Raw genomic sequence first — 17,649 nt, forward strand, 5'->3', positions numbered from 1 at the left:
TAAAGATACATAGGATGTTGAAAGCGGTCTTTTACTGGCATCTCTATTCAGTCATATCTGGTGGTGAACTTAAATGAATGCGATAACAGAAATTTATGATGGCAATGATTTGGGTTGTCACTATACTCAAAAAGAATGTAATTTTAAAATATGGGCGCCTACTGCAGAACGTGTGCTTCTGGCTTTATACCATGATGCAGGCACCTATGACCAACAGGGTGAAGTTAAGGAACATGGTGGCGGACTGGAAATCGTAATGAAGCGTGGTCATTGCGGCGTGTGGTTTTTAAATTTTAGTGGAGATCTGGCAGGTCAATATTATATGTATCGAATTGAACATGTGGACGGCTCTGTATGTTATGCTGTGGATCCTTATGCACGCGCAGTTAGTGCGAATGGTGCAAGAACGGCGATTGTTGATGTAGAGGCATGCTCACCTTTTGAATGGGACAAAGATACAAAACCTCCATTATTAAGTACGGCTGATGCGGTATTATATGAGCTGCACGTGAGGGATTTTTCCATAAGTGCGGAGTCAGGGATGCATTATAAAGGTAAGTTTAAGGCGTTTACGGAAACAGGTCTTCGAGATGAATATGGAAATGCTTTGGGTATTGATCATCTGGCTGAACTGGGTGTCACGCATGTACATTTACTACCTGTCTTTGATTTCAAGACAGTAAATGAATTGAAATCGATGGGAGATGACTCACTCCGTTCTGAATATAACTGGGGTTATGACCCACAGCATTATAATGTTCCCGAAGGTTCATATGCAACGGATGCAACGAAACCGGGTCTTAGAATTTTGGAGTTCAAAGAAATGATTCTGGCTCTACATCGTAAAGGGATTCGTGTCGTTATGGATGTTGTGTACAATCATACTTTTGCTGTTACAGACGGTCCGTTTGACGCTATCGTTCCAGGTTATTTCTATCGTACGGATTCTACGGGGAGATTGTCCAATGGCTCGGGTGTGGGCAATGAACTAGCAACGGAGCGGCCGATGGTTCGTAAATATATTATGGATTCCGTCCGTTATTGGGCTGAAGAATATCATATTGATGGTTTCCGATTTGATTTGGTAGGGCTAATAGATACAGAGACGATCTCAAAGCTCACGGCTCAGCTTCATCAGGAAATTGATGAGAATCTGATTATATATGGAGAGCCTTGGACGGGTGGAGACACGCGTTATGGGATAAGACGCTGAAGGGTACGCAAAAGGGCAAAGGTTTTGCAGTTTTTAATGATAATTTCCGTGGTGCGATTAAAGGCGATAGTGACGGTTGGGGCCGTGGATTTGTGACGGGTGAGAATGGTAAGGAATCTGCGATTGCTACGGGTGTTCAAGGTTCTGTTTATGATTTTACCGACTCGCCGCTCGAAACGATCAATTATGTCACAGTCCATGACAATTTAAACTTGTGGGATAAAATTCTCACGACACAAGGACTTCGAGAACAGATGGGTTTTCCCGAATTACGTAATGGAAGCGTTATAGGTGGAGGAACGGTAGAAGAGGCTCTTAGGGGAGCCGATCCTTACCGGAGTGTACCGGCAAGAGATGTAATGGCCAGCGAAGTAGTCAAGCGTTCTTTACTTGCGAATGGCATTATACTCACCTCCCAGGGTATTCCAATGATTCAGGCAGGTGACGAATTTCTGCGATCTAAGTTTGGCGATCACAATAGTTACCGTAGTGGAGATGCTATCAATGCGATTCGTTGGAGTAACAAGCACAAGTTCCGGCCTATATTTGACTATTATCAAGGGCTGATTTCTTTACGGAGAAACCATCCAGCATTTCGTATGAAGACTAGGGAGCAAGTTGAACAACACCTACAGTTTTTGCGTTGTCATGATAACTTGATTGTTTTTATACTAAAGGACCATGCGAACGGAGATTCTTGGAAGAATATTATCGTCATTTATAATGCTAATCGTTCTGATGCGGAAGTGGATTTACCTCAGGCTACGAATGGCTGGAAGGTAGCTGTAGATTATTGTCAGGCAGGTACGAAGGCTTTGGACTTAATTGCTGAAGATGCAGTCATGATTCCGGGATTATCTATGATGGTACTGTATGAAGACGAGAGGGGCTACCCACGTCCAGTCAAAACCGTTGAAGTCCACTATGAGCGCCCTAACGGTGACTATGAGGGATGGAATCTGTGGGTTTGGGGGAATGGAGTTCGAGAGCAAAGAGTAAATATAGATCGAATGGAGAACGGACGCGCGGTATTTAGAATTGTGGTTAGAGCTAGCGTTCAGCGGATTGGATATATTGTTCGTCTGAATCAATGGGAAGCCAAGGATATCGATGGAGACCGATTTATTGAACTACCGAAAGAGCAGAAGAAGGCAATTGTTATGATCCGAAGTGGAGTGGCGGATGAGAAGATGATTAGCTAGTCTTTGGATACGGTATCGTATGCAATTTACAAAACGAGATATTTCCTTTAAAGTAAATTGTATATACTTGGACAGGGCACCATACAGAGAAAGAAGGCAAATCATGACTGAAAAATTATTATCCCCACTCGTCAAAATATTTGATTTACAGCCACATCCCGAAGGTGGTTGGTATAAGAGATTATGGGAATCTTCTTTTGAAATCCCTCATTCCGTTTTGGATTCCAAATATTCCGGTTCCCGTCCAGCGGCAACCTCCATTTATTTCTTGCTGCATCCAGATGAAACATCAGCTTGGCACCGTGTATATTCGGATGAGCTGTGGCTGTATCATTCTGGTGGTCCTATGATTCTTAAGCTTGGAGGAGATGGGGATCAGCCGGGTGAGGTTACTGAGATTGTACTGGGTATGGATGCTTCCAAAGGCCAAGTGCCGCAAGCACTTGTTCCAGCAAACGTCTGGCAAGCTTCGCAGCTATAGGTGATGAACCTATTTTTGTTTCTTGTGTGGTATCTCCTGGATTCCATTTTGATGATTTTACAATGATTAAGTAATCAGTTATGAGTTCGAATTACTAGAAATTTAACCCCACCAGATAAGCTTTTGTCGGTGGGGTTTTTCATTTTTTATAACTATAATAACGCGCTTTTTTTCCATATCATGTTTGGAAATGAGCCTAACTGGGTACATACTACTATATAAGCTTGTTCTGCAAAATATAAAATATACAGAGGCATTTAATCTTAGGAGGTTATATTCATGACAGCACATTCCCTTACAGCAGAAATTAGAGACAATGCGAAAGCACGCGCTTTGCGAGAACAAGGTCGTGTTCCAGCAGTAGTCTATGGTACAGATACTGAAAATATGGCACTTAGCGTTGATGCCAAAGATTTGGCGAAAATTGCCAGAACGGGCCGTACGGAAATGTTTAACCTTAAAGTTGAAGGCGCATCCGATCTTTCGGTTATTATTAAAGATTATCAGAAAAAAGCTGGCGTTTTGAGCCATGTCGATTTTCTGCAAATTTCCGCAAATAAACCACTTCGTGTTCATGTTCATATTGATTTCCAAGGTACTGCAGAAGGAACGAAAGTTGGCGGTGTGATTCAGCATCAGCTTACAGAGCTTGAAGTTGAAGCATTGCCAGCCAAATTACCTTCATCTATTGAAGCTGATGTCTCCGCTTTGAATATGGGCGATAAGCTTCATGCTTCTGAGATCAAAATGCCTGAAGGTGTAACGTTAATTACTCCTGAAGATGTTTTGGTTGCATCTGTTATAGCTCCACGTGCAGCGGTTGAAGCTGACGGTGAAGAAGAAACTACTGAGACTGAAACAGCTGCACCATCGGCTGAGGCAGATAAAGAATAGTTTCTGCGTCGCGCATATTGATATTATAAAAAGAGGATTCCCGTTTGTAATGGGAATCCTCTTTTTATATGAAGATCCAAAAAAATCCGTCTTCGCTACCCTTGACTTTGACTATTCATCCACTGTTCATACAAACGATCGAGCTTATCTCGTTCATGATCACATTGCTGCTGAAGTTCATTCAGCCGGATAGCATCCCGCAAACCTCAGGTGAAAGCATTTGTTCTTCAAGCAACTGCAGTGCATCCTCGACTTCTTTAATTTGACGTTCCCAAATGACCGGTTTGCCCGCATTTTTTTGATTTTTATTTTGCCGATGTGAGGACGGCGTTTTCTGATTCTTCACTTGTGAAGATCTTGAATTCAAACCGAGCGCATGCTTATGGACTTGGTCTGCTTGAGATTTCTTTAGCTTTTCTAGATCACTTCGTTCAGCAGACTGCTTTCGAATATGACTATAATCATCAAAGTTACCTTGAATCTTATTCAAGCCTTGGTTCTCAAGACTCCAGATCGTACTAGCAAGTTTATTGATAAAGTATCGATCATGAGAAACGGCGATCACCGTTCCTTGAAATTCCTCAAGTGCCTCTTCTAGTGCCTCTCTAGAATCAATATCTAAATGATTTGTAGGCTCATCTAGAATGAGTAGGTTGGGACGCTGTTCCATCAATATTGCAAAGCGAAGACGAGTCCATTCACCACCGGAGAGACTTCCGATGTTCTTATACACATCAGCTCCGTAGAACAGAAAACGTGCAAGGCGGCCCCGTGCCTCACCCTCCTCGTAAGCAGCGTAACTGCGGAAATATTGAAGGATACTTTGATCAGCCACTTGTGGTACCTGATCTTGCGCTAGATAACCAATGTTTACACGTGAACCAACATGAAGCTTACCCTCTGTGGGCTGCTCTTGCTTCAAAATCATTTTAAGGAGGGTACTTTTGCCGCAGCCGTTACTACCAATCAACATGACCGATTCACCGTAACGAACCAATCCGTTGATTTGCTCAAATAGTACATGATCATCATAGGATTTACTAAGATCTTCAAGCACGAGCACTTGATTACCTGAGCGGTCATCCTGCTGCAATTGTAAATCTATAGATTTACGCTCCAATACAGGACGTTTGACTTTCACCATACGATCGAGCGCTTTCTGCATCGAAGCGGCACGTCTATGGAATGCCCCGTTAGGCGGATTTGCACGGTTTCCCCAATCAATGAGCTGCTTGATGCTTTCCTTCATTTTTTTGATTTTCTTCTGCTGTTCCTGGTAATCCGCAAATTGCTGCATTAGCCTAGTTTCTTTCTCTTCCTGGTACCCACTGTAGTTGGTCTGGTAGGTAATGGACTCGCCATCTTCAATTTCAATAACCTGAGTGACCAGCTTATCAAGAAAATACCGATCATGAGAAATCGTCAATACCGTGCCTTTATAATCCTGTAAAAATTGTTCTAACCACTCGATGGCTGCCATATCCAAATGATTCGTTGGTTCATCAAGTAGCAATATGTCCGGTTGTTCGAGCAGTAATGCGGCTAAACCAACTTTAGTTTTCTCGCCGCCGGAGAGAGTAAGGAAGGCTCGGTTGTAATGTTCCTGCGGAATACCTAAACCATTGGATACACGCTGTATGGAAGAATCCATTTCATATCCTCCCGCGCGTTCAAACCTCTCTTGAAGCTGACCATATTCCTGAAGATAACGATCAAATTCAGCTTTATTATCATCCATATCCATACGTTGTGGATCAGACATGAGCTGCTCTAAATAGATCATACGCTGCTGCCATACAAGCGGTTCAGCATAGCTAAGGCGTAGCACATCATAGACAGTCTGATGCTCAGATGCCTGCGGTATTTGGGCAAGCAATCCGATTGTAGCTTCTTTACGAATGGAAATCTGACCTTGATCGGCATGATCATCGCCTTTGATGAGGTGAAATAGAGTGGTCTTACCACAGCCGTTACGCCCGATTAGGGCAGCTTTGTCGCCTTCGTTTAATTCTAGATTGATATCACTGAGTATCAGTTCAGCACCATAGTATTTTTGAATGTTTCGACATTGAATCATCATTGTTTGTTACCTCCATAGAGCCGCGCCTATAGAAAAAGCCGCAGGGAAATGTCCCTGCGGCTTACGTCAACAGAATTCCGTTGAGGTTAAGGTAGGAGCGGCATTTCGCAATTTTGTAATGTGAACGGATATTTAAGAGCTTTAAAAGACAGACGTATCCCGTTAGTCATTACTTTGTAAAAAATGCCGGACAATGCAAACGGCAACTGATTAATCCGACTATTGTTAAAATTGCGTACCACTACTACCTCACCTCCTTCATCTTAGATATGGGTAATTTTAAATGTCATCTTGTTTAAAGTCAAGAAGCAGCTAGTTCAGCGATTTATGATATTATGGAGATTCAAACGATATTTCGAACGGAAAGGAAAGGACTCATGCAGGTATTGACTTTACAACGGATTAAAACACTTTGTGGTGCAATCACTTTTATGAAAGGTGAGAATTATTACCAACAAGGGTATGTTCAATCGCTGCAATTAAAAAACGAAGACGATGGCCGCAAATATGTGGCTACCGTTGAGGAATCAGAATCATACATGGTTCAAATCAGGATATTTGATGATTCGGAGATAGAAGCAGAATGTGGATGCCCGGCTTCCAGCAGCTTTAATCCTTATTGTAAACATACTGCTGCTGTTCTGCTCGAAATAATGGATGAAGAGAAGAGAGAAGAGGATCATTTACGATCTCGGCGAGCACGTATTCTTCCGTTACCTACTTCAACAGTGACTTCTCAAGATGTGAGATTAACGAGTGGTCTCATCAGTCTGTTTGAGAAGACAGCACAGATGGAGCGGATGAAGGCAAATCAAACGGCTATTTTAGAAAACAAAGAAACGCTGAATGTAGAGTTTATATGTAAAATAACGAATGAATATATGCCAGATCCTAAATTTAAAATAGAAATTAAAATAGGACTTAAACGGTTATATGTTGTTCAAAATATACGGCAGTTTCTGCGACATGTGGAGGAAAGACGGATATTCGCTTTTACCAAGCTATTTACTTATGATCCTTCGCTCCATAAATTTAAGAACGAGGACTCGGCACTCATCAAATTATTGCAGCAAACCTATAACAGTGAATTTGCCTATGATGAAAGCGGTCGGAATTATCCAGGTTTTACGGCAACAGGGAACCAGCGTTTGTTAACGATACCTCCATTAGCATGGAATGCGATACTCCCACTTCTAGCGAAGGCTGGAACTCAGATTGAGCGAGAGAACGGCACATTGGCTATCATGGAGATTTGCGATGAGCGGCTACCTATACGATTTGATCTGAGCAGTGGGAACGAAGATGCCTATCAGCTAGAAATCAAAGGTATTAAAAAAGTTATCGTTATGGCTGCTTATGGTTGCGCTCTGCATGAGGGGCGAATATATAACCTACAAGAGCGTGAACTAGTCCTATTGAGCGAAATGAAGAATCTGTTATACCGATTTAATCTACCACAGATCCAGATTTCTGCTCAGCAAATGGATGATTTTATGGAGAAAGTTGTTCCTGGTTTGAGAAGACTCGGCAAAGTTGAAATTGACTCTAGTATACGTGATCTTATGATACAGCCTACTCTAACGGCCAAGCTATATCTCGACCGAGATGAGGCAGCGTTATTCGCTAAGCTGGAGTTTGTATATGATGGCATCGTTATCGAGGCCTTGAGTGCTGAAGCTGGACGCTATCGTCAACATGATGTTATTCTCATTCGTGATACGGAGAAAGAGCGCCGCATTCTGGATGTAATTCAAAATACTGAATTGATGCATAACGGTCGTGAATTTGAGATGGACCTATCTGAAGAGGATAGTATTTATCAAATCTTGTATCAAATGCTTCCTAAGCTTGAATCATGGGTCGAAGTCTATGCCACGCCTGCTGTTAAACAAATGATGCACAATCCGCAGCAACAGCCTACAGTTAAAGCGGACACAGATCATACGATGAACTGGCTTGAAATCAGTTTTGATATGGAAGGAATTCGAGAGAAGGAAATTCGTGAACTGCTGATTTCTGTCGTTGAAAAGAAGAAATATGCAAGATTATCAAATGGGGAGTACCTTTCGTTAGAGCAGGATTCATTTCAAACCTTTGCTCAGCTCTACGATGAACTGGGGATGCGGAAGACAGATATTCGAGGCAGCCGAATGAATCTCCCGATGGTTCGTGCGCTCCAGCTTACAGATGAGAATGGACTTAGAGCAGGTATTTCTGTTGGTAAAATGCTGCGTCAGATGCTAGATCATATGGCTCATCCGGAGCACATGGAATTTATCATCCCACAAGAGCTGTCTTCTGTATTGAGAAAATACCAAATACAAGGATATCAGTGGCTAAAAACATTAGGTTTCTACGGTTTTGGAGGGATATTGGCAGATGATATGGGACTTGGCAAAACGATTCAGAGCATCGCCTATATCTTATCGGAGACTCGAGATCGTGAAGCCTGCCAGCCTGTACTTATCGTGTCACCTGCATCACTTGTGTATAACTGGGAGAATGAATTTGAGCGTTTCTCCCCAGAGCTTAAGGTTCAGGTTGCATTAGGGACTAGAGCAGAGAGAAATCTGATTCTTTCAAAGTTGACGCAAGCTGGTGGGACGAATGAAATGATAAATAAAGACGATAGTACGTACGTTGATGTCATCATTACATCGTATCCTTCACTACGACAAGATATAGAATTATATCGGGGTCTAACGTTCAGCACCTTGTTTTTGGACGAGGCACAGGCTTTTAAGAATCATGCTTCACAGACTGCACAGGCAGTCAAAGATATATCTGCAGGTCGTCGATTTGCTCTGACAGGTACACCCATTGAAAATTCAATTGAAGAGTTATGGTCGATTTTTGATGCTGTGTTCCCAGGTCTTTTCGGAGGTAAAAAAGCTTTTCGTGATCTACCTCGCGAGCGAATCGCGAGAATTGTTCAGCCGTTTATTATGCGGCGTATGAGAGCAGACGTACTTCCTGAATTGCCGGAACGTATCGAAACCATTCAGCATTCGGAGTTAACGAAAGAACAGAAGAAGCTATATGTTACTTACATGGCCGAGTTTAAGCAAGAAACCATGAAGAATTTAAGACGCGAAGGATTTCAGAAAAGTCGTATGAAGATTCTCGCGGGAATTACACGTTTGCGTCAAATATGCTGTCATCCTACCTTGTTTATCGATGACTATCAGGGATCATCCGGTAAGTTACAGCAATTGCTTGAGATCGTGGAGGAATGTTTGGATAGCGGAAAACGTATGCTTATTTTTTCACAGTTTACTAGCATGCTCCGAATTATTCGAAATGAGCTGGCTGAACGAGGAATTCCTGCTTTTTACTTAGATGGACAAACACCATCCCGTGAACGGGTCGAAATGTGCAGTCGTTACAATAACGGTGAGCATGATATCTTTCTTATTTCATTAAAAGCCGGGGGTACAGGGCTTAATTTAACTGGAGCAGATACCGTTATTTTGTACGATTTATGGTGGAATCCAGCTGTTGAGGAGCAAGCTGCAGGTCGGGCGCATCGAATGGGACAGAAAAATGTTGTACAGGTGATCCGATTGGTCAGCAAAGGGACGATGGAAGAAAAAATGCTGGAGCTCCAACAGAAGAAGAAGGATCTAATCCGTGAAGTCATGGAGCCTAGTGATGATCATGGTACTTCTCTTAGTGAACAGGAGATTAAAGAATTGCTTATGCTTGGAGAAGTGAATTAATTTTTTGGATTATTGTGAAGGTATTTTTAGAATAATGACGAAATTTACCTATAGCACATCGAAATTTGACCTAATATCTATGATCTGTTCATGGATTTTGATATAAGGAGAAGATAGATATGGAATTTAAATGTGATCATCCTTACAGTGGTTCTCCTGAAATACTTCTTATGAGAAGTCCACGAAGCAGCGTTTGTCAAAAGAGAATGGAATTGATTAGTAGACAGAATAGACGTAAGAAGGAAAGAGTACAGCTCATGGAGGACGAATGGGCAGCCGAAGAAGTTGAATGGTATGATAATCAACTTGAATGGATTCGGACGATTCATCAAACTTGCGGTGATACATTGTCATGGGAGCGTATTAGAGAATCAGATCCCCCTGTCCGTAACGGAGTGCTAGGGCGTAAAGAGGCAATTGCCGCTCAGCTGTACGCAGAGTATAGACCTAATACAATTCAAAAATTACTAAAACAAGATATGCAAACAAGGCAAGCCATTGAGGAACATATAAACCTGGCAAGAGAAGAAGATGAACGTGATTATGCAGCATGGGAGCGATTCTCTGCTTTTGCATCAGAAGTAATTGATGGGAATTATTCAGCGTATCTTAAGGTAATTGAATATCTCGCTCCACTAGACGATTTGAATATTCTGGGCAGCGCTTTGGAATATAACGTCATTAATGCATCTGTTCTTGAGGTTGAAATGGATGTGAACTCTAATCAAGTCATTCCAAAAGAAGCAAAGACTCAACATGAGACAGGGATCGTAACAAGTAAGCCGCTGAGCAAGAAAGAGTTTTTTTCGCTCAAAAGGGATTATGTATACGGGGCAGTGCTGCGGATTGCCCGGGAAATGTTTGCGTTACTGCCTTTAGAGGTTGTTCTTATTCATGCTACGGACACCAAAATGAATAAGTTAACCGGCCAGGAGGAATACGTTACGTTGTTATCTGCAAAATTTGATCGTGAATCGTTATCAAAAGTAGATATTGAGTTTCAGTCAACTGAGTTAATTGAATTATTTAAACACACCCCCCATCATGTTAATTTTAATGATGAGTTAGGATTTATTCCGGTTGAGAAATTATCGATTCCTACATTGTAGTAGTATAAAGTATGAACTATCAAACCCCTCTATCGGCTGCATGTGTTATTTTCATGCGCTGTAAATGGGGTTTGTTTCATGCATAAGGTCTTCGGTCGTATCATGAGAACAAGAGAGCAAATATGAAGTAAGCTAATCGTCAGATGACATCTATCCTATGATCCGTTTATAATGAATACCAGAACAATTTGTTTTAAAACCATATTAGGATAGAATTCGGGAGGGTAATATGAAACAATCGATTAATGTTGGTATCGTAGGTTACGGGAATTTGGGTAAAGGTGTAGAAAAGGCAATTCGCCAAAATCCAGACATGACCCTTGAAGCTATCTTTACACGTCGCGAACCACAAGGTGTACAAGCTAGTGTTCCAGTACTTCATATCTCAGAAGCAGAGAAATTTGTGGGTAAGATTGATGTTATGATTCTTTGCGGAGGTTCAGCTACGGACTTGCCAGAGCAGGTTCCTTACTTTGCTAAAATGTTTAATACGGTAGATAGTTTTGATACACATGCTAAAATACCTGAATTCTTCGCTCAAGTTGATGCTGTGGCATCTGAAGCGGGTCATGTTAGTGTCATTTCTACAGGTTGGGATCCAGGTCTATTCTCACTTAACCGTATGTTGGCAGAAGCAATTCTTCCAGAAGGTAAAGAATATACGTTCTGGGGACGCGGCGTAAGCCAAGGACACTCTGATGCCATTCGTCGTGTTGAAGGTGTTAAGAACGGTGTACAATACACGATCCCTGTGGAAGATGCAGTAGCTAAAGTTCGTTCTGGTGAGAATCCACAATTATCTACACGGGACAAGCATTTACGTGAATGTTTTGTTGTAGCTGAAGAGGGTGCAGATCAAGCGAAAATCGAACAAGAAATTAAAAATATGCCTAACTATTTCTCCGATTACGATACAACGGTGAATTTTATTAGTGAAGAGGAATTGAAGGCTAATCACTCGACTATGCCGCATGGCGGAACTGTATTGCGCAGCGGACGTACAGGCGAGAATAGTACACAAATTATTGAATTTGGACTGAAACTAGATAGTAACCCTGAATTTACGGCGAGTGTTCTAGTAGCTTATTCCCGCGCTGCAGCTAAACTAGCTGACCAAGGTGCTAAGGGTGCGAAGACTGTATTCGATATTCCATTTGGTCTGCTGTCTCCTAAATCAGCTGAGCAGCTTCGTAAAGAGCTTCTGTAAACTTAGAATTCATGAGCATAGATCGGCCTGTCTTCCCATATGGGAAGCAGGCTTTTTTATTTGTTGAGATTATCGAAAAATAGTTGTTCACAGGGATTAAATGGGATATTATGTGATATAATGGAGTGATTTAAGGCGGTTAATGGAGGATGGGCAATAAACATCGTTTGAATAATATAATGACCCCAAAATAATATTCAACGAAGCTTCAGGATAACAGAAAAAGGAATGCCCAAGGTTGAGCATTCCTTTTTAAATGCCGATAGAACGAATCTATACAGCATTCACGTGTTTTTCAGGGTTCATAATAATATCTCTGCACTCATCGGAGCAGAACGCTTCATGCTCTTCTTCACAAGCCTCACAACAGACATGCTGTAGGTTACATGAAGGGTTGGCACAATTAATGTAACGGTCATGTGTAGTTCCGCAGTGATGACATTTTGCAACAATGATGTCTTCATCTGTACGATTGATTGGAACCGAAATGCGTTCATCAAATACATAACATTTACCATCAAACAGACGGCCTTGGACTTCTGGATCTTTACTGTAGGTTACAATACCGCCATCTAACTGATTCACGTCTTGGAATCCCTCATTAATTAGGAATCCTGTAAGCTTCTCACAGCGAATACCGCCTGTGCAATACGTAAGAACTTTTTTGTCTTTGTATTGACTTAGGTTATTCTGAATCCATTCAGGGAATTCACGGAACGATTCAACATCAGGACGGATCGCATTGCGGAAATGACCAATTTCGTACTCATAGTCATTACGTCCATCAATGACAATAACATCTTCCTGTTGTAGCTGTTCGTGAAAATCGACTGGGGATAATCTTTTTCCAAAAATGACATTGGGATCAAGCGGCTGATCATAACGGAAAGTTACTAGTTCTTGCTTGTGGCGAACAAATATTTTTTTGAAAGCATGTCCTTCAGATTCATCTATTTTGAAAACCATGTTCTCAAATAGTGGATTTGCAAGCATGTCTTTCATATATTGATCGGTTTGTTCAACTGTTCCTGAAAGGGTGCCGTTAATCCCTTCAGAGGCAATTAAAATACGTCCTTTAACGCCCAAATCCTTACAGTATTGCAGATGTTCTGCAGTTACTTGTTCTGGATCAGGAATGTTAACAAATTTATAGTATAGCAAAATACGGTAATCCATGGTTGTTGTCATTTTTTCTTCACCTGTCTTGTAAATTTATCTTATTAATTGTAGTGAATGTGAATCAGATAGTCAACTTAAAAGTCTGTGACATTTAAAATATATGGAAAATTATTGAGGTGAATAAACGGGTGTACAAATGGATTTAAATAAGAGAATAATTTCGAGAATATTGAGAAAATATTCGATAGTACGCAGCAATAAAGAGGGATATATTGTATAAGGGAAGGTAGACGTTACACTCAGGGGGGATTTTCAATGCGAAGCTTGTTTTCAGTAGTACCGTTTGAACGGAAGAATCCCTTTCAATCGATAGGAACAAGGATAGCCATCATTATCGTGTTGACTATCGTTGTTTTTGTAGGCGCGACAGGAATTATTTCATATCAAATATCTAAGAATTTATTGGTAAAGGAAGTCTCAAGCGCTTATTTAGAAACTGCGTCGCAGACCAGCCAGAAGCTTGACTTTTTATTTAATTCCTTTGATAAAATGCAGCTTCAAATGATGGTCGATAAGGAACTCAAAGATACGATTACGGAAATGCTTTCCCAGCAGAACGATCCGAATGAGTATGCTAGACTTTCTGAGACACTAGATACATTGCTGCAATCGTATATGTTTTCGGATTCATATATTTCTTCTATAGAAGTATTACAAACAGATGGAACCGTAATTCCAACAAAGTCCGGTCTACTCGCCACACAAAATTATGGTAAAGAAGACTGGTTTAAGAGCATTATGGGCAAAAGTGGCCAATCGGTCTGGATTAGCTCTAATTTGAACGGTAACCGCAATACAAATCGGACGATTACGTTAGGAAGATTAATTGCGGGTGAGGGAATGGCAGAGGGATACTGTGTTATCCTGATCGATATCGATTTAGCTGCAATTAAGGAACAAGTGGAGAACGTGCATATGGGAGAAGGCGGCTCTATTCAAGTTCTCGGTCCTCAGAATACGATAATTTATAGTAAGGCTGTCTCTGAAATTGGCAAAACGTCTTCAATTCGTATCCCAACGGATAAAGAATCGAATGGTAGTTCGACTTTTTTATCTGAAGATCGGAACGAACAGGTTGTGACGGCTAAGTCCAAAGAAAATGGCTGGTATACGGTAGGGATTATCCCGGTTAAAGAGATGCTTAAAGATACTCGGAAGATATACGAAGCCACGCTGTGGTTGTTATTAGGAGCTTTCATACTTTCTATCGTTATCGGTTGGATTATAGCGAGAATGATCGGACAACCGCTTAAGAAATTAAGAGAGCTAATGAAAGAAGGAGCAGACGGTAATCTGCAAGTCCGAACTCGTGCCAAACCAACAGATGAAATTGGACAGGTAGGCGTAAGTTTCGATGAGATGATGCAGCATTTAACGGAATTGGTCCATAATACGGATAAGTCTGCGGTAGAAATGATGGGAATGGCAGATGAACTCGCTCATGTTTCCCTGAATACCGAAGAGACGGCGAAGGAAATTGCCTCTGCCACTTCGGATATCGCAAAGGGTGGTGAAGGGCTCGCAAGCGATGCTGAACGAGGAAGAGAACTCTCACTCCAATCTAAGCGCCAAACCGAAACCTTAGTCATTGCAAGTCAGGAGATGGGGAGTCTGGCCGGCGATGTGCATCAATCCAGTCAGACGGGTACGGATTACATGCGAGAACTGATTGGTAAGACAAAGGATATGGAAGAACGAATTGATACAATTACGGCTAAGGTACATCAATTGCAAGAAAGTACACAGTCTATATCTAACGTATTGGTGATTCTAACTCAGCTCACGAAGCACACGAATATTCTTTCACTGAATGCGACAATTGAGGCTGCAAGAGCAGGTTCTGCCGGCAACGGATTCAAGGTTGTTGCGAATGAAATCAGACTGCTAGCTGAACAATCCAAGCGTTCCATTGAAACTGTCGGACAAATTACGGAATCTATTGAATTGGGGATATCGGAAACGGCACAGGTGCTTGATGCAGCACGGCCAATCTTTATGGAACAAATTTCTTCTGTTAAAAAGGCAGATACACTCTTTAATCAGGTGGGAGGACAGATGAGTCAATTGATTCATCACTTGGTTTCAGTGAATGGTTCAATCCTGGAGCTGGAGGAGTCGCAGCAAACATTGTCCGAAGCCATGCTCGGTGTTAGCGCGATATCGGAACAGTCCTTAGCAACATCCGAGGAGGTTGCTTCATTAAGTAACGAGCAGCTCCACATAAGTAATGGACTTGTGGACCTGTCCAAAAAGCTGCAGATATTATCGAGTATACTAAAAGAATCCCTTTCACGGTTTAGTATTTAACCGTGCAGGGATTTTTTTTATTTATATATGAAGCTGATTATTCAGGTTATTTAAATGTTCTTCATATAGGCTATTTTCTCGGCCAGCAAGCTTTTGGAAAATAGGTATAGCAATCAAGCAACCAAGCGTAACAAGAATGATCGCAGCAAAGCCAATGCCCTTCATTTCTGTTAGTGAGAAGGTAAGGCTAAGAAGTATGCACCTTGTAAAGACAAGCGTACATTCTCGCCAAACTAAAAAGGTCGTTTGTCTCGATGGATCTAAATGTTTTATGTATTTGAACTGTTGGGCATTCCAGACAATGGAGAAGTAGAACATACCAATGGAAGTCAGTACATTGGAAATAATGAGTGCAGGAGAATAAGGTATAAGGACGATTAGAAAACCGATAGCGAGTAGTGAGGTACCGATCCAAAGCCAGCGCATCTCATTAAATTTAATTTTGCGGTATAAATAAAGTCCTAGCAGAGAGGATAGCGTATAGCACATATTTAGCAGCGCGATTAGAAGCTTATTCTCTGTGACGGAGAAGGTGAATAGCAGCGTGAACAAGTTCTGAAACTGTAAGAACACACCACCAGCGAGCAGAGAACATAGTACCCATTTCGCACCAGGATAGCCGAATGCAGAACGAAATCCTAGTGTATAGAAGGGTTCACGACGTTCTTTAATAGGTTGTACTTGCTTGGGAGGAAGCGAAATTCTAGGCATACTGACGGCGTAGATAAGCATGATAATAATAAAGGTTAACATGACTACAAAAGAACCTTGGTATCCAAAGCCCTGTATAACTGCTGCTGAGAGGATGGGGACAGCCATATTGAGAACCTGACCCGTAATATTAACAGCTGCAAAATAAGGTGCAAATTCGCTCTCTTTACCTTGCATTGCGATACTTAGATTCTGTGAAGCTTGGGAAAATCCGAACATCATCCCTACTGGAATGCCAAGCAACGTAATCCAGAGTGCACGGTTATCGAAATGTACTGTCATTAAATAAATAAACGCGACAGCTCCACATAAGGCAGAAATAAAGAGCAGTACGCGAATAGAATATTTCGTAATGAGTCTTGCTGCAAAAGCAAAGGTTATTCCCCAGCAAATATACATCGATAAATTGTAGAGAGAAACTTCACCGATTCCCTGATTTGATTCCCAAATATACAGATTGACAAAAATGCCGATATAAATGGAAATAATCGAGAAGATGGCATTCATGATCAGTAGCTTACGTATGTCCTTTGACACGATTTACACCCTTTTCGTCATTCGTCATGGTGAAACCAAAACTGTCGCAGTTAGATAAAACAATAACCTTAGCGTGGAGTTTCCAGACTAAGGTTTGTTTATTTGTCCTAAATTTAACAGTTCGGTTGTATTTTGTATAGAACAAATTTACTTAACCGCACCAGCTGTAATACCGCTTGCGATTTGTTTTTGGAAGAACATGTACATAACAAGAACAGGAACAATCGTAATAAGTAGTCCCGCAAATAATGGTCCCCATTCCGTACGGTATTGCATTTGAGCCTGCATAACGGCCATACCGACAGGTAGAGTATAATGTGCTGGGTCATTAACGATTATGGTTCCAATGATGTATTCATTCCAGATATTCAATACATTAACGATTCCAACCGTAATGAGTCCTGGCTGGGCTAAAGGAAGCATAACTCTAAAGAAAGTGCCGAAGTAGGATGCGCCATCGATTGAAGCAGCCTCTTCCATTTCTTTAGGTAAGGTTTTGAAGAATCCTACGAGTACGAATATGCCAAAGGCAATTAGCGTAGAGGCATACACTAGAATCAGCCCGAAGGATGAGTTCGTTAAATGCATCTTATTCAACAAGAAGAACAGAGGGATCAGTGCTAAGCTGAATGGAATCATCATGGAAGAAATATAAAACAGATATAGTCCATTGCTTCCTTTAAATGGGTATCTGGCTAATACATATGCTGTTGAAGCAGCTAAGAATAACCCAAGTAAAGTAGATCCAAGTGTAACAACTATTGAATTTAAAAAGTAGGTGCCAAAGCTAAATTCTGTCCATACATAAGTAAAGTTACTCCATAAGAGTGGGAAATCAGGTAAGGACCAAGGCATTTTAGTGAAGAATTGTCCATTGTCTTTCAATGAGTCTAAAAATGTAAAAATTAAGGGATAAATGACTGAAACTCCCCAAAGGACTAAAATAGACCAAAAAATAATTCTGATAATCGGATTTGAAATGCCTGATTTCATAGTTCGTTTCCTCCTGG

11 protein-coding genes and 1 pseudogene are annotated in these 17,649 nt (G+C 41.3%); 8 read left to right on the forward strand and 4 right to left on the reverse strand.

Going from position 1 to position 17,649, the window contains the following annotated elements:
* Window positions 1-73: 73 nt before the first annotated feature.
* The 4 genes and pseudogenes from JCM16418_RS25595 (at window position 74) to JCM16418_RS03945 (ending at window position 3,790) form a co-directional block, all read left to right on the forward strand.
* Entirely contained in the window at window positions 74-1,213 is a 1,140-nt protein-coding gene (locus tag JCM16418_RS25595) for an alpha-amylase family glycosyl hydrolase (RefSeq protein WP_242403706.1), read from the forward strand.
* Window positions 1,174-2,415, forward strand: a complete 1,242-nt coding sequence (locus JCM16418_RS25600) for an alpha-1,6-glucosidase domain-containing protein (RefSeq protein ID WP_242403707.1) — start codon at window positions 1,174-1,176, stop codon at window positions 2,413-2,415. The genes JCM16418_RS25595 and JCM16418_RS25600 overlap by 40 nt, the downstream gene beginning before the upstream one ends.
* Window positions 2,416-2,518: 103 nt before the next feature.
* Window positions 2,519-2,970: pseudogene (locus JCM16418_RS03940) on the forward strand (cupin domain-containing protein).
* 205 nt (window positions 2,971-3,175) lie between these two features.
* Entirely contained in the window at window positions 3,176-3,790 is a 615-nt protein-coding gene (locus tag JCM16418_RS03945) for a 50S ribosomal protein L25 (protein ID WP_036646427.1), read from the forward strand.
* Between the two features lie 181 nt (window positions 3,791-3,971).
* Here JCM16418_RS03945 and abc-f read toward each other — a convergent pair whose 3' ends face one another.
* Entirely contained in the window at window positions 3,972-5,870 is a 1,899-nt protein-coding gene (gene abc-f, locus JCM16418_RS03950) for a ribosomal protection-like ABC-F family protein (RefSeq protein WP_081765314.1), read from the reverse strand.
* A gap of 335 nt (window positions 5,871-6,205) precedes the next feature.
* Between abc-f and JCM16418_RS03955 the strand changes: the two genes are divergently transcribed.
* From JCM16418_RS03955 to JCM16418_RS03965, 3 genes are all read left to right on the forward strand, one after another.
* Window positions 6,206-9,589, forward strand: a complete 3,384-nt coding sequence (locus JCM16418_RS03955) for a DEAD/DEAH box helicase (protein WP_148298737.1) — start codon at window positions 6,206-6,208, stop codon at window positions 9,587-9,589.
* A 119-nt stretch (window positions 9,590-9,708) separates the two neighbouring features.
* On the forward strand, window positions 9,709-10,698 hold the full coding sequence (locus JCM16418_RS03960) for a hypothetical protein (protein ID WP_036646430.1): 990 nt from the start codon (window positions 9,709-9,711) through the stop codon (window positions 10,696-10,698).
* 229 nt (window positions 10,699-10,927) lie between these two features.
* Window positions 10,928-11,905: a diaminopimelate dehydrogenase gene (locus tag JCM16418_RS03965; RefSeq protein WP_036646432.1), complete on the forward strand. Its 978-nt coding sequence runs from the start codon at window positions 10,928-10,930 to the stop codon at window positions 11,903-11,905.
* A gap of 273 nt (window positions 11,906-12,178) precedes the next feature.
* Here the strand turns inward: JCM16418_RS03965 and trhO are convergent, their stop codons facing one another.
* Window positions 12,179-13,093 carry an oxygen-dependent tRNA uridine(34) hydroxylase TrhO gene (gene trhO / locus JCM16418_RS03970; RefSeq protein ID WP_036646434.1) on the reverse strand — a complete coding sequence of 305 codons (915 nt, stop codon included), beginning with the start codon at window positions 13,091-13,093 and terminating at the stop codon, window positions 12,179-12,181.
* A gap of 246 nt (window positions 13,094-13,339) precedes the next feature.
* Between trhO and JCM16418_RS03975 the strand changes: the two genes are divergently transcribed.
* Window positions 13,340-15,391: a methyl-accepting chemotaxis protein gene (locus JCM16418_RS03975; RefSeq protein ID WP_052020035.1), complete on the forward strand. Its 2,052-nt coding sequence runs from the start codon at window positions 13,340-13,342 to the stop codon at window positions 15,389-15,391.
* A 21-nt stretch (window positions 15,392-15,412) separates the two neighbouring features.
* On the opposite strand, the gene JCM16418_RS03980 is transcribed toward JCM16418_RS03975, so the two are convergent.
* On the reverse strand, window positions 15,413-16,639 hold the full coding sequence (locus JCM16418_RS03980) for an MFS transporter (RefSeq protein WP_052020036.1): 1,227 nt from the start codon (window positions 16,637-16,639) through the stop codon (window positions 15,413-15,415).
* A gap of 147 nt (window positions 16,640-16,786) precedes the next feature.
* Entirely contained in the window at window positions 16,787-17,632 is an 846-nt protein-coding gene (locus tag JCM16418_RS03985) for a carbohydrate ABC transporter permease (protein ID WP_036646435.1), read from the reverse strand.
* Window positions 17,633-17,649 lie beyond the last annotated feature (17 nt).

Origin of the sequence: Paenibacillus pini JCM 16418 (assembly GCF_000576305.1) — a bacterium.
GTDB lineage: Bacteria > Bacillota > Bacilli > Paenibacillales > Paenibacillaceae > Paenibacillus_AQ > Paenibacillus_AQ pini.